This window comes from Streptomyces sp. sk2.1 (assembly GCF_008120935.1).
Classification (GTDB): Bacteria; Actinomycetota; Actinomycetes; order Streptomycetales; family Streptomycetaceae; genus Streptomyces.
Genome location: NZ_RDBO01000055.1, coordinates 535,693 through 552,843 on the forward strand (window position 1 = coordinate 535,693; position 17,151 = coordinate 552,843).

Consider the following 17,151-nt stretch of genomic DNA (forward strand, 5'->3'; position numbering starts at 1 on the left):
CGCCTGAGCCACCGACCGCCCGACACCGTTCCCCCGCCCCCGGGGCCTGATGGCGGTCCGGGGGCGGGGGAACGGTGTCGGGCGGTCGGTGGCTCAGGCGGTCGAGGGCTTCGCGTCCGCGCACGCCTCCACCGGCGCGTCCGACGACGCCGCGGCGGGCGCCCCCGCCACCCGGCGCGACCTGCCGCCGCCCTGCAACCGCAGCGAGAGCACCACGGCCGCCAGCGCCACCACCGTCATCGCCGCACCGGCCCACGCGGTCGCCGCGAAACCGAAGTCCGCGTCGATCACCGCACCGCCCAGCCAGGGGCCGCCCGTGTTGCCCAGGTTGAACGCGGCGGTGGTCGTCGCACCGGCCAGCGTCGGCGCGGCACCCGCGACGTTGAACATCCGGGCGTTCAGCGCCGGGGCCGTGTAGAACGACGACAGGCCCAGCAGGAACGAGAGCCCGACCGCGGCGACCTGGTACGAGGCGAACAGCGCCAGCGCGACCAGGAGGACCGTCGAGGCCGCGACCCCGCTCATCAGCACCCCGAAGAGGTGCGCGTCCGCGACCCGGCCGCCGATCGTCGTACCGACCAGCGCCCCGATCCCGAACAGCGCGAGCACCGTCGGCACCCAGCCCGAGTCCAGACCGGCGACATCGGTCAGCAGCGGGGCCAGGTAGCTGAACGCGCAGAAGACACCGCCCGCGGCGAGCGCCGTGACCACGATCGACAGCCACACCTGCCGGTCGCGGTAGATGCCCAGCTCCTGCCTGATGCGGGGGCGCTGCTCCGGCAGCGGAATGCGCGGGATCAGGGTCGTCACCCCGACCAGGGCCACGGCGGACGCCGCGCCCACGGCCCAGAACGCCGACCGCCAGCCGAAGTTCTCGCCGAGGAACGCCCCCAGGGGCACCCCCAGCACGTTGGCGATCGACAGTCCGCCGATCATCACGGCCATGGCGCGGGCCCGCGCGTTCACCGGCACCATCGCGATGGCGACCGCCGCCCCCACCGCCCAGAACCCGGCACAGGCGAACGCGCTCACCACCCGGGACACGAAGAGCACCTCGTACGTCGGGGCGAGCGCGCCCGCGACCTGGCCGAGGCCGAAGACGGAGATCAGGGTGATCAGAGTGGTGCGGCGCGGCAGCCGGAGCGTGGCCACGGCGAGCAGCGGGGCACCGATCACCATGCCGATCGCGAAGGCGGATATGAGGAGCCCGGCGCGGGGTATCGACACGTCCATGTCGTCGGCGATGGGCGGCAGCAGTCCGGAGAGCATGAATTCACTGGTCCCCAGGGCGAAGACCGAGAGCCCCAGGACGTACACGGCGAGAGGCATGCGGGAGCGGATGACGGCAGAGTCGGGCATGACAGCTGCCAACAGCGATCACATGCCGTCGCATTCCCGACGTATCGGCAACGTTGCGGCATTGTTTCCCGGTCCCGGGTATCCGGTCTCCCGGTGTTCTGGTCTTCCGGTCCTTTGCCGGCGGTGCGCGTCCGTCAGCGGGCGAGCAGTTCCAGTTCGGTCAGCAGGTTCCGCCGGGCCAGCTGCTCCCACCGGTCCGCCCCGTACGGGGTGCGGAACAGCCGGGGCAGTCCGAGCAGCTGGCGCAGCACCGTCGCCCGGCCCTCCCGGAACGCGTCGTCGGGCACGAAGCCGTACTCCTCGCGGACCTGTGCCGTGTACGCCGCGTAGTGCTGCGGGTCCGCCGCCAGGATCGCCAGGTCCGCGTCGCACAGCACCTCGCCGTCGGTGTCGCCGGGGGCCGGGTCGTGGGTGACGGTGAGGCGTACGAGGCGGGCCACCTCGGCCGTGACCCCGTCGGGCACCCCGGCCTCCGGAAGTGCGCGTTCGGCGAGCGCCGCGCTGCGTTCCTCGTTCTCGGACCGGTCGGGCCGGTACACCGCGTCGTGGAACCAGGCGGCGAGGCGTACGGCGTCCGGGTCGGCCGCGTGCCCGGCGAGGGTGTCGACGTGGTCGAGCACCGCGGCCAGGTGCGCGGTGGTGTGGTACCGCCGCTGCGGCTCGGCCCAGCGCGCCAGCAGGTTGTCGGCGTACGGCGCGGGATCGGGCGCGGCGGCCCCGCCCCGGGCGCGGACGAGCACCTCCCGCCACCGCTCCCGGAGGGAGCCGTCGACGCCGTCGGCCCCGTGGGCATCGCCTGCACGCGCACTGTCGCTCATGCGGTCGACCCTATCGGCGAACACCGGGCCGCCCGGCGGTGATCCGGCCGGTGATCCGGCCGCCGGGCCGTGCGGGCGTGCGGGCGTCCCACTCCCCGGGCCGGGTCTTGTCGGACCGTGGGGCAGTCGCTAGCGTGCGCCCGTGACGGATCTGACGAACCCGGCGAACCGGACGGCCCCGGCTCCGGTCCCGACGGAGGCTCCGGTGGCGGCTCCGGCGAGGGCCCCGATGGATCTCAACGCGGATCTCGGTGAGGGGTTCGGGCACTGGACCCTCACCGACGACGACGCGTTGCTCGACTGCGTCACCAGCGCCAATGTGGCCTGCGGGTTCCACGCGGGCGACGCCTCCGTGATGCGGCGGGTCTGCGACAGGGCGGCGGCCGGGGGAGTGCGGATCGGGGCCCAGGTCGCGTACCGGGACCTGGCCGGGTTCGGGCGCCGCTCGATGGACGTGCCGCCCGCCGAACTGGCCGCGGAGGTCGCCTACCAGATCGGCGCCCTGCGGGTGTTCGCCGAAGCGGCCGGGTCCAGGGTCTCGTACGTCAAACCGCACGGCGCCCTCTACAACCGCGCCGTGTGGGACGACGACCAGGCCGCGGCCGTGATCGAGGGCGTCCGGCTGGCCGGCGGCGACCTGGCGGTGCTCGGGCTCCCGGGGTCGCGGCTGCTCGACCGCGCCCGGGACGCGGGCCTCGCCGCCGTCGAGGAGGGCTTCGCCGACCGCGCGTACACGCCCCAAGGAACGCTGGTCCCGCGCGGCGAGCCCGGCGCGGTGGTGCACGACGGGGACGAGGTCGTACGGCGCAGCGTCGGCATGGCGCTGGACGGGGGCGTCATCGGGGCGGACGGCAGCCGGATACCGGTCGCGGCGCGCTCGCTGTGCGTGCACGGCGACACCCCGGGCGCGGCGGCGCTGGCGCGCAGGGTCAGGACGGCACTGGAGGCGGCGGGCGTCACCGTACGGGCGTTCACATGAGCGCGGACGACGTCATGAACACGGACGGCGTCATGAACGTGGATGACGTCATGAACGTGGACACCAGCACGCCTGCGGACACCGGCATGAACGCGGACACCGTCACGCCCCCGGACACCGGCATGAACACGGAGGCCGGCACGTGCACGGACGCCGGCACGCGTGCGGACGCCGTCCCGGGCATCGAGGTCCTTCCCGCCGGGCCCGGGGCGCTGCTCGTCGAGCTGTCGTCCGGCGAGCACGCCGAGGCGTTCCACGCCGAGCTGCTGCGGCGCCGCGCGCTCGGTGAACTGCCCGCCGTGCGCGAGATCGTGCCCGGCGCCCGCACCGTTCTCCTCGACGGCATCGCCGACCGCACCCCGGACGGCCGCGCGCGGCTCGTCCGGGAACTCCGCTCCTGGCGGACGCCCCCGCCGCGCCGCGACACGGGCGCGGTCGTCGAGATACCCGTCGTGTACGACGGCCCGGACCTCGCGGACGTCGCGGCGGCCTGGGGCGTCGCCGCCGCCGATGTGCCCCGCATCCACGCGGGGACCGAATTCCGGGTGGCGTTCTGCGGGTTCGCCCCCGGCTTCGGCTACCTCACGGGCCTCCCCGAACGGTTGCACGTGCCGCGCCGCGCCACCCCGCGCACCCGGGTCCCGGCCGGTGCGCTGGCCCTCGCGGGGGCGTACACCGGGGTGTATCCGCGCCCCTCGCCCGGCGGCTGGCAGATCGTCGGGCGGATGCACGGGCCGGGCGCGCTGTGGGACCCGGCCCGGGAACCGGCCGCGCTGCTGAGCCCCGGGGCCCGGGTGCGGTTCGTCGCGACGGAGGCAGGGCCGTGACCGGGGCCGCAGGGCCGGACCGGGGCGGGCCCGTGGGACCGGGACGGGCGGGGCCCATCCGGTTCGGCACCGTCCGGGTGGTCCGGGCCGGGGCCCTGACCACCGTTCAGGACACCGGCCGCGTCGGCCGGGCGCATCTCGGGGTGCCGCGTTCGGGCGCCCTGGACGCCCCCGCCGCCCGCCTCGCCAACCGGCTCGTCGGGAACGGGCCGGACGCGGCCCTGCTGGAGACGACCGTCGACGGCTGCGCGGTCCGCCCGGACCGGCCCGTGCTCGTCGTCGTCGGCGGGGCGCCCTGCCGGGTCACGGTCGACGGGCGGCCCGCGGCCTGGGGCGCGCCCGTGCGCGTACCGGCGGGCGCGGTGCTCGAAGCGGGCCCCGCGGCGCAGGGCCTGCGCGGCTATCTGGCGTTCGGCGGCGGCCTGTTGCCGGAACCCGTGCTGGGCAGCAGGTCGGCCGACCTGCTCTCCGGGCTGGGCCCGGCCCCCCTGCGCGACGGCGACGTGCTCCCGCTGGGACGGGCCCCGGCGGTCCCCCGGGGCGCCGACGCCGTGCCCTGGCCGGCCGCGCCCGCCGAACTCGTCCTGCCGCTGTCCCTCGGCCCCCGCCACGCCTGGTTCACCGACGACGCGCTGCGCACGCTCACCACGGCCGTGTACCGGGTCTCGCCGCACAGCAACCGGATCGGGCTGCGCACGGAGGGCCCGGCCCTGGAGCGGGCCCGCTCGGGCGAACTGCCCAGCGAGGGGATGGTGCTCGGTGCCGTCCAGGTACCGCCGGACGGGCGCCCGGTGGTGTTCCTCAACGACCATCCGACGACCGGCGGTTACCCCGTCGTCGGCGTCGTGGACGAGGCCGCGCTCGCGGGCGCGGCGCAGGCCGTGCCCGGGACCCGGGTGCGGTTCGTGCCCGGCGGGAGGTGATCCGCCCGCCCGGCGCGTTCGTGCGGTGTGCGGCCCGGAAGAGCCGCGGCGTCCGTCACGTCCGTGGGCGGCCCGTCACGTCCGCGCGGCCCGGGAGGGCCGCAGCCGTCACGACGGGGCGGGCAGCCCGAAGTGGTCCATGACGATCCGCATCGTCACGGCACCGTCGGCGTTGAAGCCGGGGTCGGCGTCGTACGCCGGGGTGTGCCGGCCGACTATCCCGGCGTCCAGCAGTTCCCGCAGCAGCAGGTCGCCGCTGCGCCGCGACTCGCGGCGCCGGCCGACGTTGAAGTACGACCGCTCGAACCCGCCCCGGCAGTGCAGGAACTGGAAGGGGTGGTCGGGGCAGTGCGGGACCATGTAGTTCTGCCCGTGCGGGCACTCGCACGCGGGCGTGGTGGCCAGGAACACCGTCTCCACCCGGCCGGGCCCGCCGAAGCGTTCCTCGTAGCGGAACCCGGTGATGTCACGGGCCAGGTCCGCCACGGCCGTTCCCCGCCCCGGCAGGTCGGCCGCGTCGTGCGTCGCCCAGGACCAGCCGGCCGATTCGCCCCGCGTGCGGGCCGGGTACCCCGCCTCGGCGAGGACGGTGGTCAGCGTGGGCAGGTCCAGGCCCTTGGCGTAGGTGACGAAGGTGCCGGGGGCGATCGGGGCGCCCCGCTCCCGCACCACCTCCCGGGCGAGCGGGGGCGAGGGGAGGCCGAAGGCGTCGGCGATCGCCCGCACGAGCCGGTCCTCGTCGTCGTAGTGGTGGTCGAAGCAGTCGTGACCGTCGTCGGTGTCCGAGGCCTCGCAGTACGCGCCGGGGCCTATGAGTCCGGCGGCGAGCAGCTCGGCGGACAGGTGGTCGGGATTCTCGCCGACCCGCTGCCCGATGTTCTCGAAACTGAAGCCGAGGACCAGCCGGCCGTCGCGGTAGTAGTCGAATTCGGGCCCGTGCGCCTTCGCGCTGCACGGCTCGGTCACGAAGACCACGAGCTCCGTGCCCTGCGGGCAGACCTGCCGGTAGTCGACGCCGTCGTAGTCCTCGATCTCGTCGTTGAGCATGTCGTGCACCGCCCAGGCCCACCCGTTCGCCTCGCCGTGGGCGAGCGGTTCGCGCCGCAGCTCGCGCAGGCCGGCGGTGAGCGCGTCGGGCGACAGGCCGCGGGAGAAGACGATGTTCACCTCGTGGCCGGGAAAGGAACCGTGCATCCAACTCGTCATGCCGAAGACGATAGACACCGCCACTGACAACGGGCGCCGCCACCGACGACGGACGCCGCCGCTGACAACGCGAGCTGCCGGGAGGCCAACGGGCCTCCCGGCAGCTCGCGTCGGGTCGTGCGGTCGGTGTGATCGGCATGGTTCCTGCGGTTGTTTACGACGCGGCCCGGAACCCCCTCAGTCGCAGCGAGTTGCCGACCACGAAGACCGAGGAGAAGGCCATCGCGGCCCCCGCGATCATCGGGTTGAGCAGTCCGGCCGCGGCGAGCGGCAGGGCGGCCACGTTGTAGGCGAAGGCCCAGAACAGGTTCGTACGGATGGTCCCCAGGGTCTTCCGCGACAGCCGGATGGCGTCCGCGGCGGCCCGCAGGTCCCCGCGCACCAGCGTCAGGTCGCCGGCCTCGATCGCGGCGTCCGTGCCGGTGCCCATCGCCAGACCCAGGTCGGCCTGGGCGAGCGCGGCCGCGTCGTTGACCCCGTCGCCGACCATGGCGACCGAACGGCCCTCGGCCTGGAGGCGCTTGACGACGTCGACCTTGTCCTCCGGCATGACCTCCGCGTACACCTCGTCGATGCCGACCTCGGCCGCGACCGCCTCGGCCACCGCCCGGTTGTCGCCGGTGAGCAGGATCGGGGTGAGCCCGAGGGCCCGCAGCCGGGCGATGGCCTCCGCGCTGGTGTCCTTCACCGCGTCGGCCACCTCCAGGACCGCGCGCGCCTCGCCGTCCCAGGCGACCGCGATGGCCGTCCGGCCCGCGGCCTCCGCCTCGGCCTTCCGGCGGGCCAGCTCCACCGGCAGGTGGATCTCCCACTCGGCGAGGAGCTGTTCGCGGCCGACGAGGACGGCGTGGCCCTCGACGATGCCCTGGACGCCGAGTCCGGCGATGTTGGCGAAGTCCTCGGGGGTGGGCAGGGCGGTGCCGGTGCGTTCGGCGGCTCCGGCGGCGACGGCCTGGGCGATGGGGTGTTCGGAGGCGTGCTCCAGGGCTCCGGCGAGGCGCAGGACGTCGTTCTCGGTGGTGTCGTCGGCGGTGTGGACGGTGAGGAGGGTCATGCGGCCGGTGGTGACGGTGCCGGTCTTGTCGAGGACGATGGTGTCGACGCGGCGGGTGGTCTCCAGGACCTCGGGMCCCTTGATGAGGATGCCGAGCTGGGCGCCGCGGCCGGTGCCGACCATGAGGGCGGTGGGGGTGGCCAGGCCCAGGGCGCAGGGGCAGGCGATGATCAGTACGGCCACGGCCGCGGTGAACGCCGCGGTCAGACCCGAACCGTTGCCGAGCCAGAAGCCGAGCGTGCCGAGGGCGAGCGCGATGACGACGGGGACGAAGACGGCGGAGATCCGGTCGGCGAGGCGCTGGGCGGCGGCCTTGCCGTTCTGGGCGTCCTCGACGAGTTTCGCCATCCGGGCCAGCTGGGTGTCGGCACCGACCCGGGTGGCCTCGGCCGGTGCCGACCATGAGGGCGGTGGGGGTGGCCAGGCCCAGGGCGCAGGGGCAGGCGATGATCAGTACGGCCACGGCCGCGGTGAACGCCGCGGTCAGACCCGAACCGTTGCCGAGCCAGAAGCCGAGCGTGCCGAGGGCGAGCGCGATGACGACGGGGACGAAGACGGCGGAGATCCGGTCGGCGAGGCGCTGGGCGGCGGCCTTGCCGTTCTGGGCGTCCTCGACGAGTTTCGCCATCCGGGCCAGCTGGGTGTCGGCACCGACCCGGGTGGCCTCGACGACGAGTCGGCCGCCCGCGTTGAGGGTCGCCCCGGTGACGGAGTCCCCGACGCCGACCTCCACGGGCACGGACTCACCGGTCAGCATCGACGCGTCCACGGCCGAGGCGCCCTCGACGACGGTGCCGTCGGTGGCGATCTTCTCGCCGGGACGGACCAGGAACCGGTCACCGACCTGGAGTTCGGCCGTCGGCACGGTCACCTCGCGGCCACCGCGCACCACGGTGACCTCCTTGGCGCCGAGTTCGAGCAGCGCCTTGAGGGCCGCGCCCGCCTTCCGCTTGGAGCGGGCCTCGAAGTAGCGGCCGGCCAGGATAAAGGCGGTGACGCCGGCGGCGGCCTCCAGGTAGATGTTGCCCGCGCCGTCGCTCCGGCCGATGGTCAGCTCGAAGGGGTGCGTCATGCCGACCATGCCCGCGGTGCCGAAGAACAGCGCCCACAGCGACCAGAGGAACGCGGCCGTGGTGCCGACCGAGATCAGCGTGTCCATCGTCGCCGCGCCGTGCCGGGCGTTGGTGAACGCGGCCTTGTGGAACGGCCACGCGGCGTACGTGACGACCGGGGCCGTCAGGGTCAGCGAGAGCCACTGCCAGTAGTCGAACTGGAGCGCCGGGATCATCGACATCGCGATCACCGGCGCGGCGAGCGCGACGGCGGTGAGCAGCCGCTGCCGCAGCGGGCGCAGCTCCTCGGCCCCGTCGTCCCCGGCGGCGGCCCCCGGGGCGTCGTCCCCGGTGCGGGCCGGCGGCGCGGGCTCGTGCGCGGTGTAACCGGTCTTCTCGACGGTGGCGATCAGGTCCTGTACGGAGATGTCCTCACCCCGGTAGCTGACCTTCGCCTTCTCGGTGGCGTAATTGACGGTGGCCTCGACACCGTCCATCCGGTTGAGCTTCTTCTCGATGCGAGCCGCGCAGGAGGCGCACGTCATGCCGCCGATCGCGAGCTCGACCTCTGCGGTGGTGCCGGTGGTTGTCCCGGTGCCGGTACCGGGGCCGGGTGTGGCGGTGTGCGCGGACACGATGTCCTCCCTGGCGGAGACCTTGATACCCCTAGGGGGTATGCATTGCTGACTCATGTATACCCCCCACCCCTATGAATTGCAAGGGTGGAAATGTCACCGGGGCCCGGAGTGTGCGCGTCCGGCCGCCCGAGGTGCGTCTGACCTCACGTATCTTCACCTGGCGTTGAGCTGCGCAGTCGGTGTACCGGCCCGTAGGCTGGTCATTGGACTAGACCTATTGCCGCTTCCTGGAGGATTGGGATCCCATGAGCAACCGTGCAGTCCTGGAGGTGATCGCTCTCGACGCGGAGGACGCGGTCGCGGCCCAGTCGGGTGGTGCGGACCGGCTGGAGCTGGTCACTGACATGGCGGCGGACGGCCTGACCCCGTCCCGTGCGACCTTCGCGGAGATCCGGGCGGCCGTGGACATCCCGCTGCGGGTGATGCTCAGGCTGGCGGACGGCTTCGCGGCCGGTGACGTCGAGGAGCTGGTGGCCAGGGCCCGCGAGCTGCGGGAGGCGGGCGCCGAGGAGTTCGTGTTCGGCTTCCTCGACGAGGAGGGGAACCCGGACCTGGTCGCCGTCGAGCGTCTGGTCGCCGAACTGGACGGCTGCCGGTGGACCTTCCACCGGGCGATCGACCGGGCCGCCGACCGGGACGCCCTGCGCAAGCAGCTGGCCGACCTGCCCGGCCTGGACACCTACCTCACCGCCGGTTCGGCGAAGGGCGTCGACGACGGCATCCCGACCCTGCTGGTCGAGGCGGCGCGCCAGGGCGAGGCCGGGTACGAGCCGCAGATCCTGGTGGGCGGCGGCCTGCGCCTGGAGCACCTGCCGGAGCTGCTGGCCGCGGGCATCGACGCCGTGCACATCGGCGGCGCGGCCCGCCCGCACGGCTGGTCCGGCCCGGTGGACGCGGCGGCGGTACGGGAGTGGCGCACGGTGCTGGACGCGTAACCGTGCCGGAGGCGTGACGGGGCGGGCCGCGCCGCCGATGTGCACGGCCGCCGCCGATGTGCACGGCGGGCGGCGGGGGGGCCGGAGGTACGGAGGGCGGATGCCTCAAGCCTCCCGGCCCGTACCCCTCAGATTCCCGGTGTCGCCAGCTGGTCCGGCAGTTCCGCCGAGTGGACCACGGTCAGCCCCGACACCGCACGCGTCAGAGCCACGTACAGCCGGCGCAGCCCCGTGCGCTCGTCCGGCTCCCCGTCCACCACCGCGGACGGCTCGTCCAGCACCACGTAGTCGTACTCCAGGCCCTTCGCGAGCGAGGCCGGTACCAGCGTCAGCCGGGACTCGGCGCTCGTCTCCTCGCCCGGGGAGAGGTACGTGTGCCCCGCCGCGGTCAGGGCCTCGGCCAGTACCGGAATCCGGGCGTCGGCCGCGATCAGGCCGATCGACCCCTCCCGGGTCAGCGACGCCTCGCACTCCGCGAGCACCGCCGCGTCCAGCTCCGCCGGACCGGCCACCCGCCGCACCTCCAGCGAACCCGGCGACTCGCGCACCGACTCCACCGCCGCCAGACCCGGCGAGATCATCGGCAGCAGTCGCGACGCGTACGCGATCACCTCGCGCGGCACGCGGAAGCCCGCCGTCAGCTCCTCCACCACCGCGTCCGGCTTGCCGAGGTGGTGCAGCGCCTGTGCCCAGCTCTCCGTCGACCACGGCGTGGTGCCCTGCGCGAGGTCGCCGAGCACCGTCGCCGAACCGGTCGTGCAGCGCCGGCCCACCGCCCGGTACTGCATGGGGGACAGGTCCTGCGCCTCGTCGAGCACGACGTGGCCGAGCGAGTGCGTGCGCGCCACCAGGTCGCCCGCCTCGTCGATCAGCACCGCGTCCGCCGCCGACCACTTCGCGGACTTCACGCTCCGGGCGGGCTTCGCCCACAGGATCGTCTTCTGCTCGTCCTCGTCGAGCAGCCCCTCCGCGTGGGCGGCCAGGAACTCCGCGTCCGACAGCAGCCGCAGCACCAGCTTGGCGGGGTCGACGACCGGCCAGATCGCCTTCACGGCCGCCTTCACCGCGGGGTTGCGGGCCACCGCGTTCTGCACCCGGTCGTCGGGAGCCTCGCCCGCCTCCTCCATCCGGACCAGGACGGCGTGCGCGATGCGCTGCGGAAGCGCCTCGTGGGCGGCCCCGTAGCGCATGTCGCGGGCCAGGAGCTCGTTCACGATCTCCTCCAGCTCGTACGCCGGAATCCGCCAGCGCCGCGAGCCGCGCACGACCACGACCGGCTCCGTCGGCGGCGTCACGTGCGAACGGACCGCCCGCCGCAGCACCTCGGCCATCCTGGCGTCGCCCTTGACGACGGCGGCGTCCGCCGGGTCCGTGCCGCGCACCTCGACGCCCGCCGTCGCCACCAGGTCGTCGACGGTCGCCTGCTTCACCTCCAGCTCGCCGAGCGCGGGCAGCACCTGCTCGATGTAGTGCAGGAACGACCGGTTCGGCCCGATGACCAGCGTGCCGGTACGGGCCAGCCGCTCGCGGTGCGCGTACAGCAGGTACGCGACCCGGTGCAGGCCGACGGCCGTCTTCCCGGTACCGGGGCCGCCCTGCACGCACACCGTCCCGCCGAGCCCGCTGCGGACGATCTCGTCCTGCTCGGGCTGGATCGTCGCGACGATGTCCCGCATCGGGCCGACGCGCGGCCGCTCGATCTCCGCCTGGAGGAGCTTGCTGGTCTGCTCGGCCTCCGAGGGGTCGGTGAGGTGCTCGTCCTCGTACGCGGTCAGCTCGCCGCCGGTGTAGCCGAAGCGGCGGCGCTGCCCGACGTCCTGCGGGTCCTTCCGGGAGGCCCGGTAGAACGGCTGCGAGACCGGCGCGCGCCAGTCGATGACCATCGGGTCGCCGTCGGCGTCGTGGACGTGGCGCCGCCCGATGTAGAACTGGTCCTCCCGTCGCCCACCACCGCCCTTGTCCGAGGCGCTGCGCGCCGCCCCTTCCGACGCCCCCTCGGCCAAGTCGTCGCCGACCCGGTGCAGATAGTCCAGGCGCCCGAAGAAGAGCGGGGTGTGGGAGAGGTCGGCGAGCGACTTGATGCGCTCGTCGATCTGGGCCTGCAGGACGGCCGCGTTGACCCAGTTCGCGGTGACGTCGCGGATGTCGAGGGCCTGGGCGTCCTCGCGCATGGCGCGCAGTGCGGAGCGGGACGCGGCGAGATGGGCGCGTTCGCGAGCCAGGGGATCGGTGGTGTCGCTTTCGAGTTCGTGCGCGGGCACGGTGTTGCCTCCGGCTTTTCGACGCAGGACGGCGGACCGCACCCCGCCCCGGGCAGTGCTCGGGAACGGTGTGATGCGGTCCGCTCGGGAATCGATCACGGGTGCGCACAGCGGGTGTGCGCACGGCTGCCGGCCGGTTTCCGTCCGGTCGGCGGCGCTCCCCCGGCTGCCGGAACGGCCCCTCACGGGCCGCCGGTACCACGGTGCGGGAGGCGGGCAGACCGGCGATTGTATCCACCGAGCCGGGTTCGGGCCAACGCGTGTCGCCCGGGGGCGGCACTCCTCCCCGCGGCCGTCGGGCCCGCCGCCGCTTCCCCGGGCGGGGGCGAACGGGCGACGGTCCGGCGAAGGGCCCTGACGCCCCGGGTCGGCGAGGCATCGGGTGGGCACGGGGCGACTCGCCTCGGACAAGGGCGGTGGTGGGCGACGGGGAGCAGGGCGTTCTCCGGGTTGTCCCGGGGCGGTCACCGACGGCCGACGACCCGGCGCGGAACGAGAGTTGGGGTGACGCGAATGCCGCGTCGGCACCGTCCTTTCTTCCCGGAGTCGCCCCGTGCCCACCCGATGCCTCGCCGACCCGGGGCGTCAGGGCCCTTCGCCGGACCGTCGCCCGTTCGCCGCCGCCCGGCGGGTCCCACGGGGCCGTGTCGACCGGGACGCGTGCGGCGTAGGGTGATCGAACCGCCGCCCGATCGGTCCCGTCGTGCGTGGAGCCGGTGCCGCGTGGGCGCCGTCCCTCCGCCACGGACGACACGGCCCCGGTCGTCGCGGCCCGGATCGGGTGAGGGGGAGCGAAGGTGCTGATCACTGTCGCAGAGGTGGAAGCCGCAGCCGAGCGGATCGCGGGGCACGTCGTACGGACCCCGACGGTGCCGAGTCCCGGACTTTCCGCCTTCCTGGACGCACGGGTCACCGTGAAACTGGAACTCCTCCAGCGCACCGGCTCCTTCAAGGCACGTGGCGCGACGGCGAAGCTGCTCGCGCTCGGCGAAGCCGAGCGCGCCGCCGGTGTCGTGGCGGTGAGCGGCGGCAACCACGGCATCGCGACCGCGGTCATGGCCGGCGCGTTGGGCATCCGGGCGACCGTCGTCATGCCGCGGTCCGCCCCGGGCCGGGCCGTGGCCGTCGCCGAGGCCGCCGGGGCGAACGTCGTCCTCGCCGACACCATGGACGGTGCGTTCGCCCTCGTGGAGGAGTTCCGGGCCAAGGGGCTCACCCCGGTCCACCCCTTCGACGACCCCGTCGTCATCGCCGCCCAGGGCACCGTCGGCCTGGAGATGGCGGAGGACGCCGGGGAGCTGACCGACGTACTCGTCAGCATCGGCGGCGGAGGGCTGATCTCCGGGGTCGCCGCCGCGCTGCACGCGCGCCGCCCCGGTGTACGGATCTGGGGCGTGGAGACCGAGGGTGCGCGGGCGATGTCGGAGGCCCTGGCCTCCGGTGGGCCGGTGCCGGTCGAACTGTCCTCGATCGTCTCGACGCTGAGCGCCCCCAGCGCCGCACGACTCACCTACGAGCATGTCTCGGCGCTGGTCACCGACGTACTCACGGTGAGCGACGCGGAGGCCGTGCGGGGCACCCTCGACCTGGCCGACCACGCGAAGGTCTGGGCCGAGCCGGCCGCCGGATGCCTGCTGCCCGCGGCGCACCGGGTGCTGGAGCGCGTCGGCGAGGACGCCAGGCTGGGCCTGGTGGTCTGCGGCGGCAACGCGACGACCGCCGACATGGCCGCCTGGGCCGACCGCTTCGGACTGCGCTGAGACGCGGGGCCGACAGGGAGGCGTGCGGGGCCGACATGCGAGGCGTGCGGGCCCGTACGCCGTACGCGCCTCCGTTCCGCATGCGCTCCGGGACCGTATGCGGACCGGTCCGGGACCGTTCCGCATGCGGTCCGGGGGCTGCCCGTGCCGCCCCCGGCTTTCCCCGGTCGTTCTCCGGCCGCCCCTGACCCTTCCCTGAGTACCCCCGACCTCTCCCCGACTGCCCCGCGGGCCCGGTGTTTCCCGGCGTTTTCCGGCGTTCCCCGGTACTTTCCGGCGTTCCTCGGCAGCCCGCCCGATCTGCCGGTCCACCCACCCGTCCACCTGTGGGTCCATCCCGTAGGGGATGGCATGCGACCGGAGGTCTACGCGGGTCGTGCGTCGATTCAATCCGCGGGCCGATGCCCGCGGGGGCCCGGCGCAGGACCATGGAACACATGAGCACCGTCAGCCTGAACCCCCGCAGGACCGGCCCCGCGCACGGCGCGACCGCGGCCACCGGTCACCACCGCACCCACCGCGTCGGCGACGCGGTGCGTGCCGTCAAGGTCTTCGTCCGCGCCGCGTTCGGCGTGGTCGTGCTCGGCGAGTACGCCGAGGAGGCGGGCATACGCCGCCGCTCCCGCTGAGTGCGCGGAACCCTCCGCTGCGAGTATCGGACCGGAAGCGGTCCGGCCCACCCCGCGGTGGGACGGAGGCATGGAGAACCGCCGCGTCCGCGTCATGACTGACGGCCCGGTCCTGTTCGTGGCGCTCGGCTGCTGAGCCCACCATGACGAATCCCACGCCATCCGAAGAAGCACCACCCGACAACGCACCGCACGAAGAAGCGCCGACCGACCCCGCGCATCCCGACTCCGCAGGTCCCGACCTCACGGGTCCCGACTCCGCGCACCTCAGACCCGAGGACCCCGTCCCCGAGGGCCCCATCCGCCTCGACGGCTGGATCGCTCCCCTCATCACCACCATGGGCGCGGCGATCCTCTCCCACGCGGTGATCCTGGCGGACCTGCTGCCCCTGCTCGTGCTCGGCAGCCGACCGGCGCACGAGGAGTTTCCCCATGCGCCGGTCACCGCCTCAGCTCTCGGACAGCAGCTCGTCCGCGTCGACGATCCGGTACGCGTACCCCTGCTCGGCCAGGAACCGCTGGCGGTGCGCCGCGAAGTCCTGGTCGATCGTGTCGCGGGCGACCACCGAGTAGAACCGCGCCTCGTGCCCGTCGGCCTTCGGCCGCAGCACCCGGCCGAGCCGCTGCGCCTCCTCCTGGCGCGAGCCGAACGTCCCCGACACCTGGATGGCGACGGTGGCCTCCGGCAGGTCGATGGAGAAGTTCGCGACCTTCGACACCACCAGGACGTTGAGCTCGCCCCGCCGGAAGGCGTCGAAGAGCTTCTCGCGCTGGGCGTTGCTCGTCTCGCCCTTGATCACCGGGGCGTCCAGGTGTTCGCCCAGCTCGTCGAGCTGGTCGATGTACTGCCCGATGACCAGGGTCTGCTCGCCCCGGTGCCTGCGCACCAGGGCCTCCGTCACCTTCCGCTTCGTCGCGGTCGTCGCACAGAACCGGTACTTCTCCTCGGCCTCGGCGGTCGCGTACGCGAGGCGCTCCGAGTCCGTCAGATTGACCCGCACCTCGACGCAGTCGGCCGGCGCGATGTAGCCCTGCGCCTCGATCTCCTTCCACGGGGCGTCGAACCGCTTGGGCCCGATCAGGGAGAAGACGTCCGACTCCCGGCCGTCCTCGCGCACCAGCGTCGCGGTGAGGCCGAGGCGCCGCCGGGCCTGGAGGTCGGCGGTGAACTTGAAGACGGGCGCGGGCAGCAGGTGCACCTCGTCGTAGATCACCAGCCCCCAGTCCCGCGAGTCGAACAGCTCCAGGTGCGGGTAGACGCCCTTCCGGCGCGTCGTCAGCACCTGGTACGTGGCGATGGTGACCGGCCGGATCTCCTTGCGGGTGCCGCTGTACTCGCCGATCTCGTCCTCGGTCAGCGAGGTCCGCTTCACCAGCTCGTGCTTCCACTGCCGGGCCGAGACGGTGTTGGTCACCAGGATCAGCGTGGTCGCCTTGGCCCGGTCCATCGCACCGGCCCCGACCAGCGTTTTTCCTGCGCCGCAGGGCAGCACGACCACACCCGAACCGCCGTGCCAGAACCCCTCGACGGCCTGCTTCTGGTACGGGCGCAGCGTCCAGCCGTCCTCGACCAGGTCGATGCGGTGCGCCTCGCCGTCCACGTAACCGGCGAGGTCCTCGGCGGGCCAGCCCAGCTTCAGCAGGGTCTGCTTGATCTGCCCGCGCTCGGACGGGTGCACGGCCACGGTGTCCGCGTCGATCCGCGCCCCGACCAGCGGCTGCACCTTCTTCGAGCGCAGCACCTCCTCCAGCACGGGCCGGTCGGTGGAGGTCAGCACCAGGCCGTGCACCGGATGCTTGGAGAGCGTGAGGCGGCCGTACCTGGCCATCGTCTCGGCGATGTCGACGAGCAGCGCGTGCGGAACGGGATACCGCGAGTACTGCACGAGCGCGTCGACCACCTGCTCGGCGTCGTGCCCGGCGGCCCGTGCGTTCCACAGCCCGAGCGGGGTCAGCCGGTAGGTGTGGATGTGCTCGGGCGCGCGCTCCAGTTCGGCGAAGGGCGCGATGGCACGACGGCAGGCGTCGGCCTGGTCGTGATCGACTTCGAGAAGCAGTGTCTTGTCGCTCTGGACGATGAGAGGTCCGGTCACGCGCGGCCCTTTCTGCTGCGGGGACGGCCGGGAACAGCCGGGACGACCGGCAACGGCCAAACGTCCAGTGTGCCGCATGAAGGGGACATGGCGCGTGTGTCGTCGCGCACGGGACCGGCCGGAAGGGCTGAGGCGTCGAGGACGCCACGGCCGCCGACCGGTCCCGGTGCTCGGGCCGGTGCTCATGCCGGTACCGGGTCGGTGCCCGGACCGTTGCTCAGGTCGTGGCGTCGTCGGCGAGTTCGGCGACGCCGGTGATCCGGTGCAGGGGGTACGTGCGGATCTCGTCCGCCGTGTGGTCGTACGCCGTGACGAAGCCGCCCTCGACCCGGACCGGGGCGATGACGCGTTGGCTGGCCGCGCCGTCCGCGTTGACGTAGCCGATCCAGAGCGCCGAACCGGTCAGGGCCGCGGCCTGGACGGTGGCCAGGGTCTCGGCGGAGGTCGTACGGGGCAGCGAGCCGGGCGGGGCGGCGGGGGCGTCGGAGGTTCCGGCGGTGTCCTTGCGGGCCACCGTGGCGGCGGTGTCCCCGGCGCGGATCGCCCGGACCGCCGCGCCGAGCAGGGTGCCGTCCGGTACCGGCGGGCCCTCGGGGACGGGGTCCTCGGGTCTGAGG

Annotated in this window: 12 protein-coding genes and 2 pseudogenes; 6 read left to right on the plus strand and 8 right to left on the minus strand. The window is 73.9% G+C overall.

The annotated features are described in order from the left end of the window. Positions 1-93: 93 nt before the first annotated feature. Entirely contained in the window at positions 94-1,329 is a 1,236-nt protein-coding gene (locus EAO76_RS19775; protein WP_148837430.1) for a Cmx/CmrA family chloramphenicol efflux MFS transporter, read from the minus strand. 164 nt (positions 1,330-1,493) lie between these two features. Further along, complete coding sequence (locus EAO76_RS19780) at positions 1,494-2,177, minus strand: hypothetical protein (RefSeq protein ID WP_148837223.1); 684 nt, start codon at positions 2,175-2,177, stop codon at positions 1,494-1,496. A 229-nt stretch (positions 2,178-2,406) separates the two neighbouring features. On the opposite strand from EAO76_RS19780, the gene EAO76_RS19785 reads away from it, so the two are divergent. The 3 genes from EAO76_RS19785 to EAO76_RS19795 all read left to right on the plus strand — a co-directional run bounded on the left by EAO76_RS19785 (position 2,407) and on the right by EAO76_RS19795 (position 4,906). Next, positions 2,407-3,156 (plus strand): LamB/YcsF family protein, encoded by a 750-nt coding sequence (locus EAO76_RS19785; RefSeq protein ID WP_148837431.1) that lies wholly within the window; start codon positions 2,407-2,409, stop codon positions 3,154-3,156. 122 nt (positions 3,157-3,278) lie between these two features. Beyond that, positions 3,279-3,983 carry an allophanate hydrolase subunit 1 gene (locus EAO76_RS19790; protein WP_148837432.1) on the plus strand — a complete coding sequence of 235 codons (705 nt, stop codon included), beginning with the start codon at positions 3,279-3,281 and terminating at the stop codon, positions 3,981-3,983. A gap of 56 nt (positions 3,984-4,039) precedes the next feature. After that, entirely contained in the window at positions 4,040-4,906 is an 867-nt protein-coding gene (locus EAO76_RS19795) for a biotin-dependent carboxyltransferase family protein (protein ID WP_148837433.1), read from the plus strand. 108 nt (positions 4,907-5,014) lie between these two features. Here the strand turns inward: EAO76_RS19795 and EAO76_RS46365 are convergent, their stop codons facing one another. The 3 genes and pseudogenes from EAO76_RS46365 to EAO76_RS19815 all read right to left on the minus strand — a co-directional run. Further along, positions 5,015-6,112 (minus strand): hypothetical protein, encoded by a 1,098-nt coding sequence (locus EAO76_RS46365; RefSeq protein WP_262375597.1) that lies wholly within the window; start codon positions 6,110-6,112, stop codon positions 5,015-5,017. Positions 6,113-6,266: 154 nt separating this feature from the next. Beyond that, positions 6,267-7,553: pseudogene (locus EAO76_RS19810) on the minus strand (heavy metal translocating P-type ATPase); the annotation flags it as partial. Positions 7,554-7,560: 7 nt separating this feature from the next. Next, positions 7,561-8,853: pseudogene (locus EAO76_RS19815) on the minus strand (heavy metal translocating P-type ATPase); the annotation flags it as partial. A gap of 248 nt (positions 8,854-9,101) precedes the next feature. Between EAO76_RS19815 and EAO76_RS19820 the strand changes: the two are divergent. Further along, on the plus strand, positions 9,102-9,791 hold the full coding sequence (locus EAO76_RS19820; protein WP_148837224.1) for a copper homeostasis protein CutC: 690 nt from the start codon (positions 9,102-9,104) through the stop codon (positions 9,789-9,791). Positions 9,792-9,919: 128 nt separating this feature from the next. Here the strand turns inward: EAO76_RS19820 and EAO76_RS19825 are convergent, their stop codons facing one another. Then, the gene (locus EAO76_RS19825; protein WP_148837225.1) at positions 9,920-12,052 is read right to left on the minus strand and encodes a UvrD-helicase domain-containing protein; all 2,133 of its coding nucleotides are present in this window, start codon (positions 12,050-12,052) and stop codon (positions 9,920-9,922) included. Positions 12,053-12,852: 800 nt separating this feature from the next. Here EAO76_RS19825 and EAO76_RS19830 point away from each other — a divergent pair. Beyond that, complete coding sequence (locus EAO76_RS19830) at positions 12,853-13,812, plus strand: threonine/serine dehydratase (protein ID WP_148837435.1); 960 nt, start codon at positions 12,853-12,855, stop codon at positions 13,810-13,812. Between the two features lie 437 nt (positions 13,813-14,249). Next, on the plus strand, positions 14,250-14,441 hold the full coding sequence (locus tag EAO76_RS19835) for a hypothetical protein (RefSeq protein ID WP_148837226.1): 192 nt from the start codon (positions 14,250-14,252) through the stop codon (positions 14,439-14,441). A gap of 449 nt (positions 14,442-14,890) precedes the next feature. Here the strand turns inward: EAO76_RS19835 and EAO76_RS19840 are convergent, their stop codons facing one another. Continuing rightward, on the minus strand, positions 14,891-16,534 hold the full coding sequence (locus tag EAO76_RS19840) for a DNA repair helicase XPB (RefSeq protein ID WP_148837227.1): 1,644 nt from the start codon (positions 16,532-16,534) through the stop codon (positions 14,891-14,893). Positions 16,535-16,751: 217 nt separating this feature from the next. Continuing rightward, the coding region (locus EAO76_RS19845) for a WYL domain-containing protein (protein WP_148837436.1) at positions 16,752-17,151 on the minus strand (400 nt) is incomplete at its 5' end.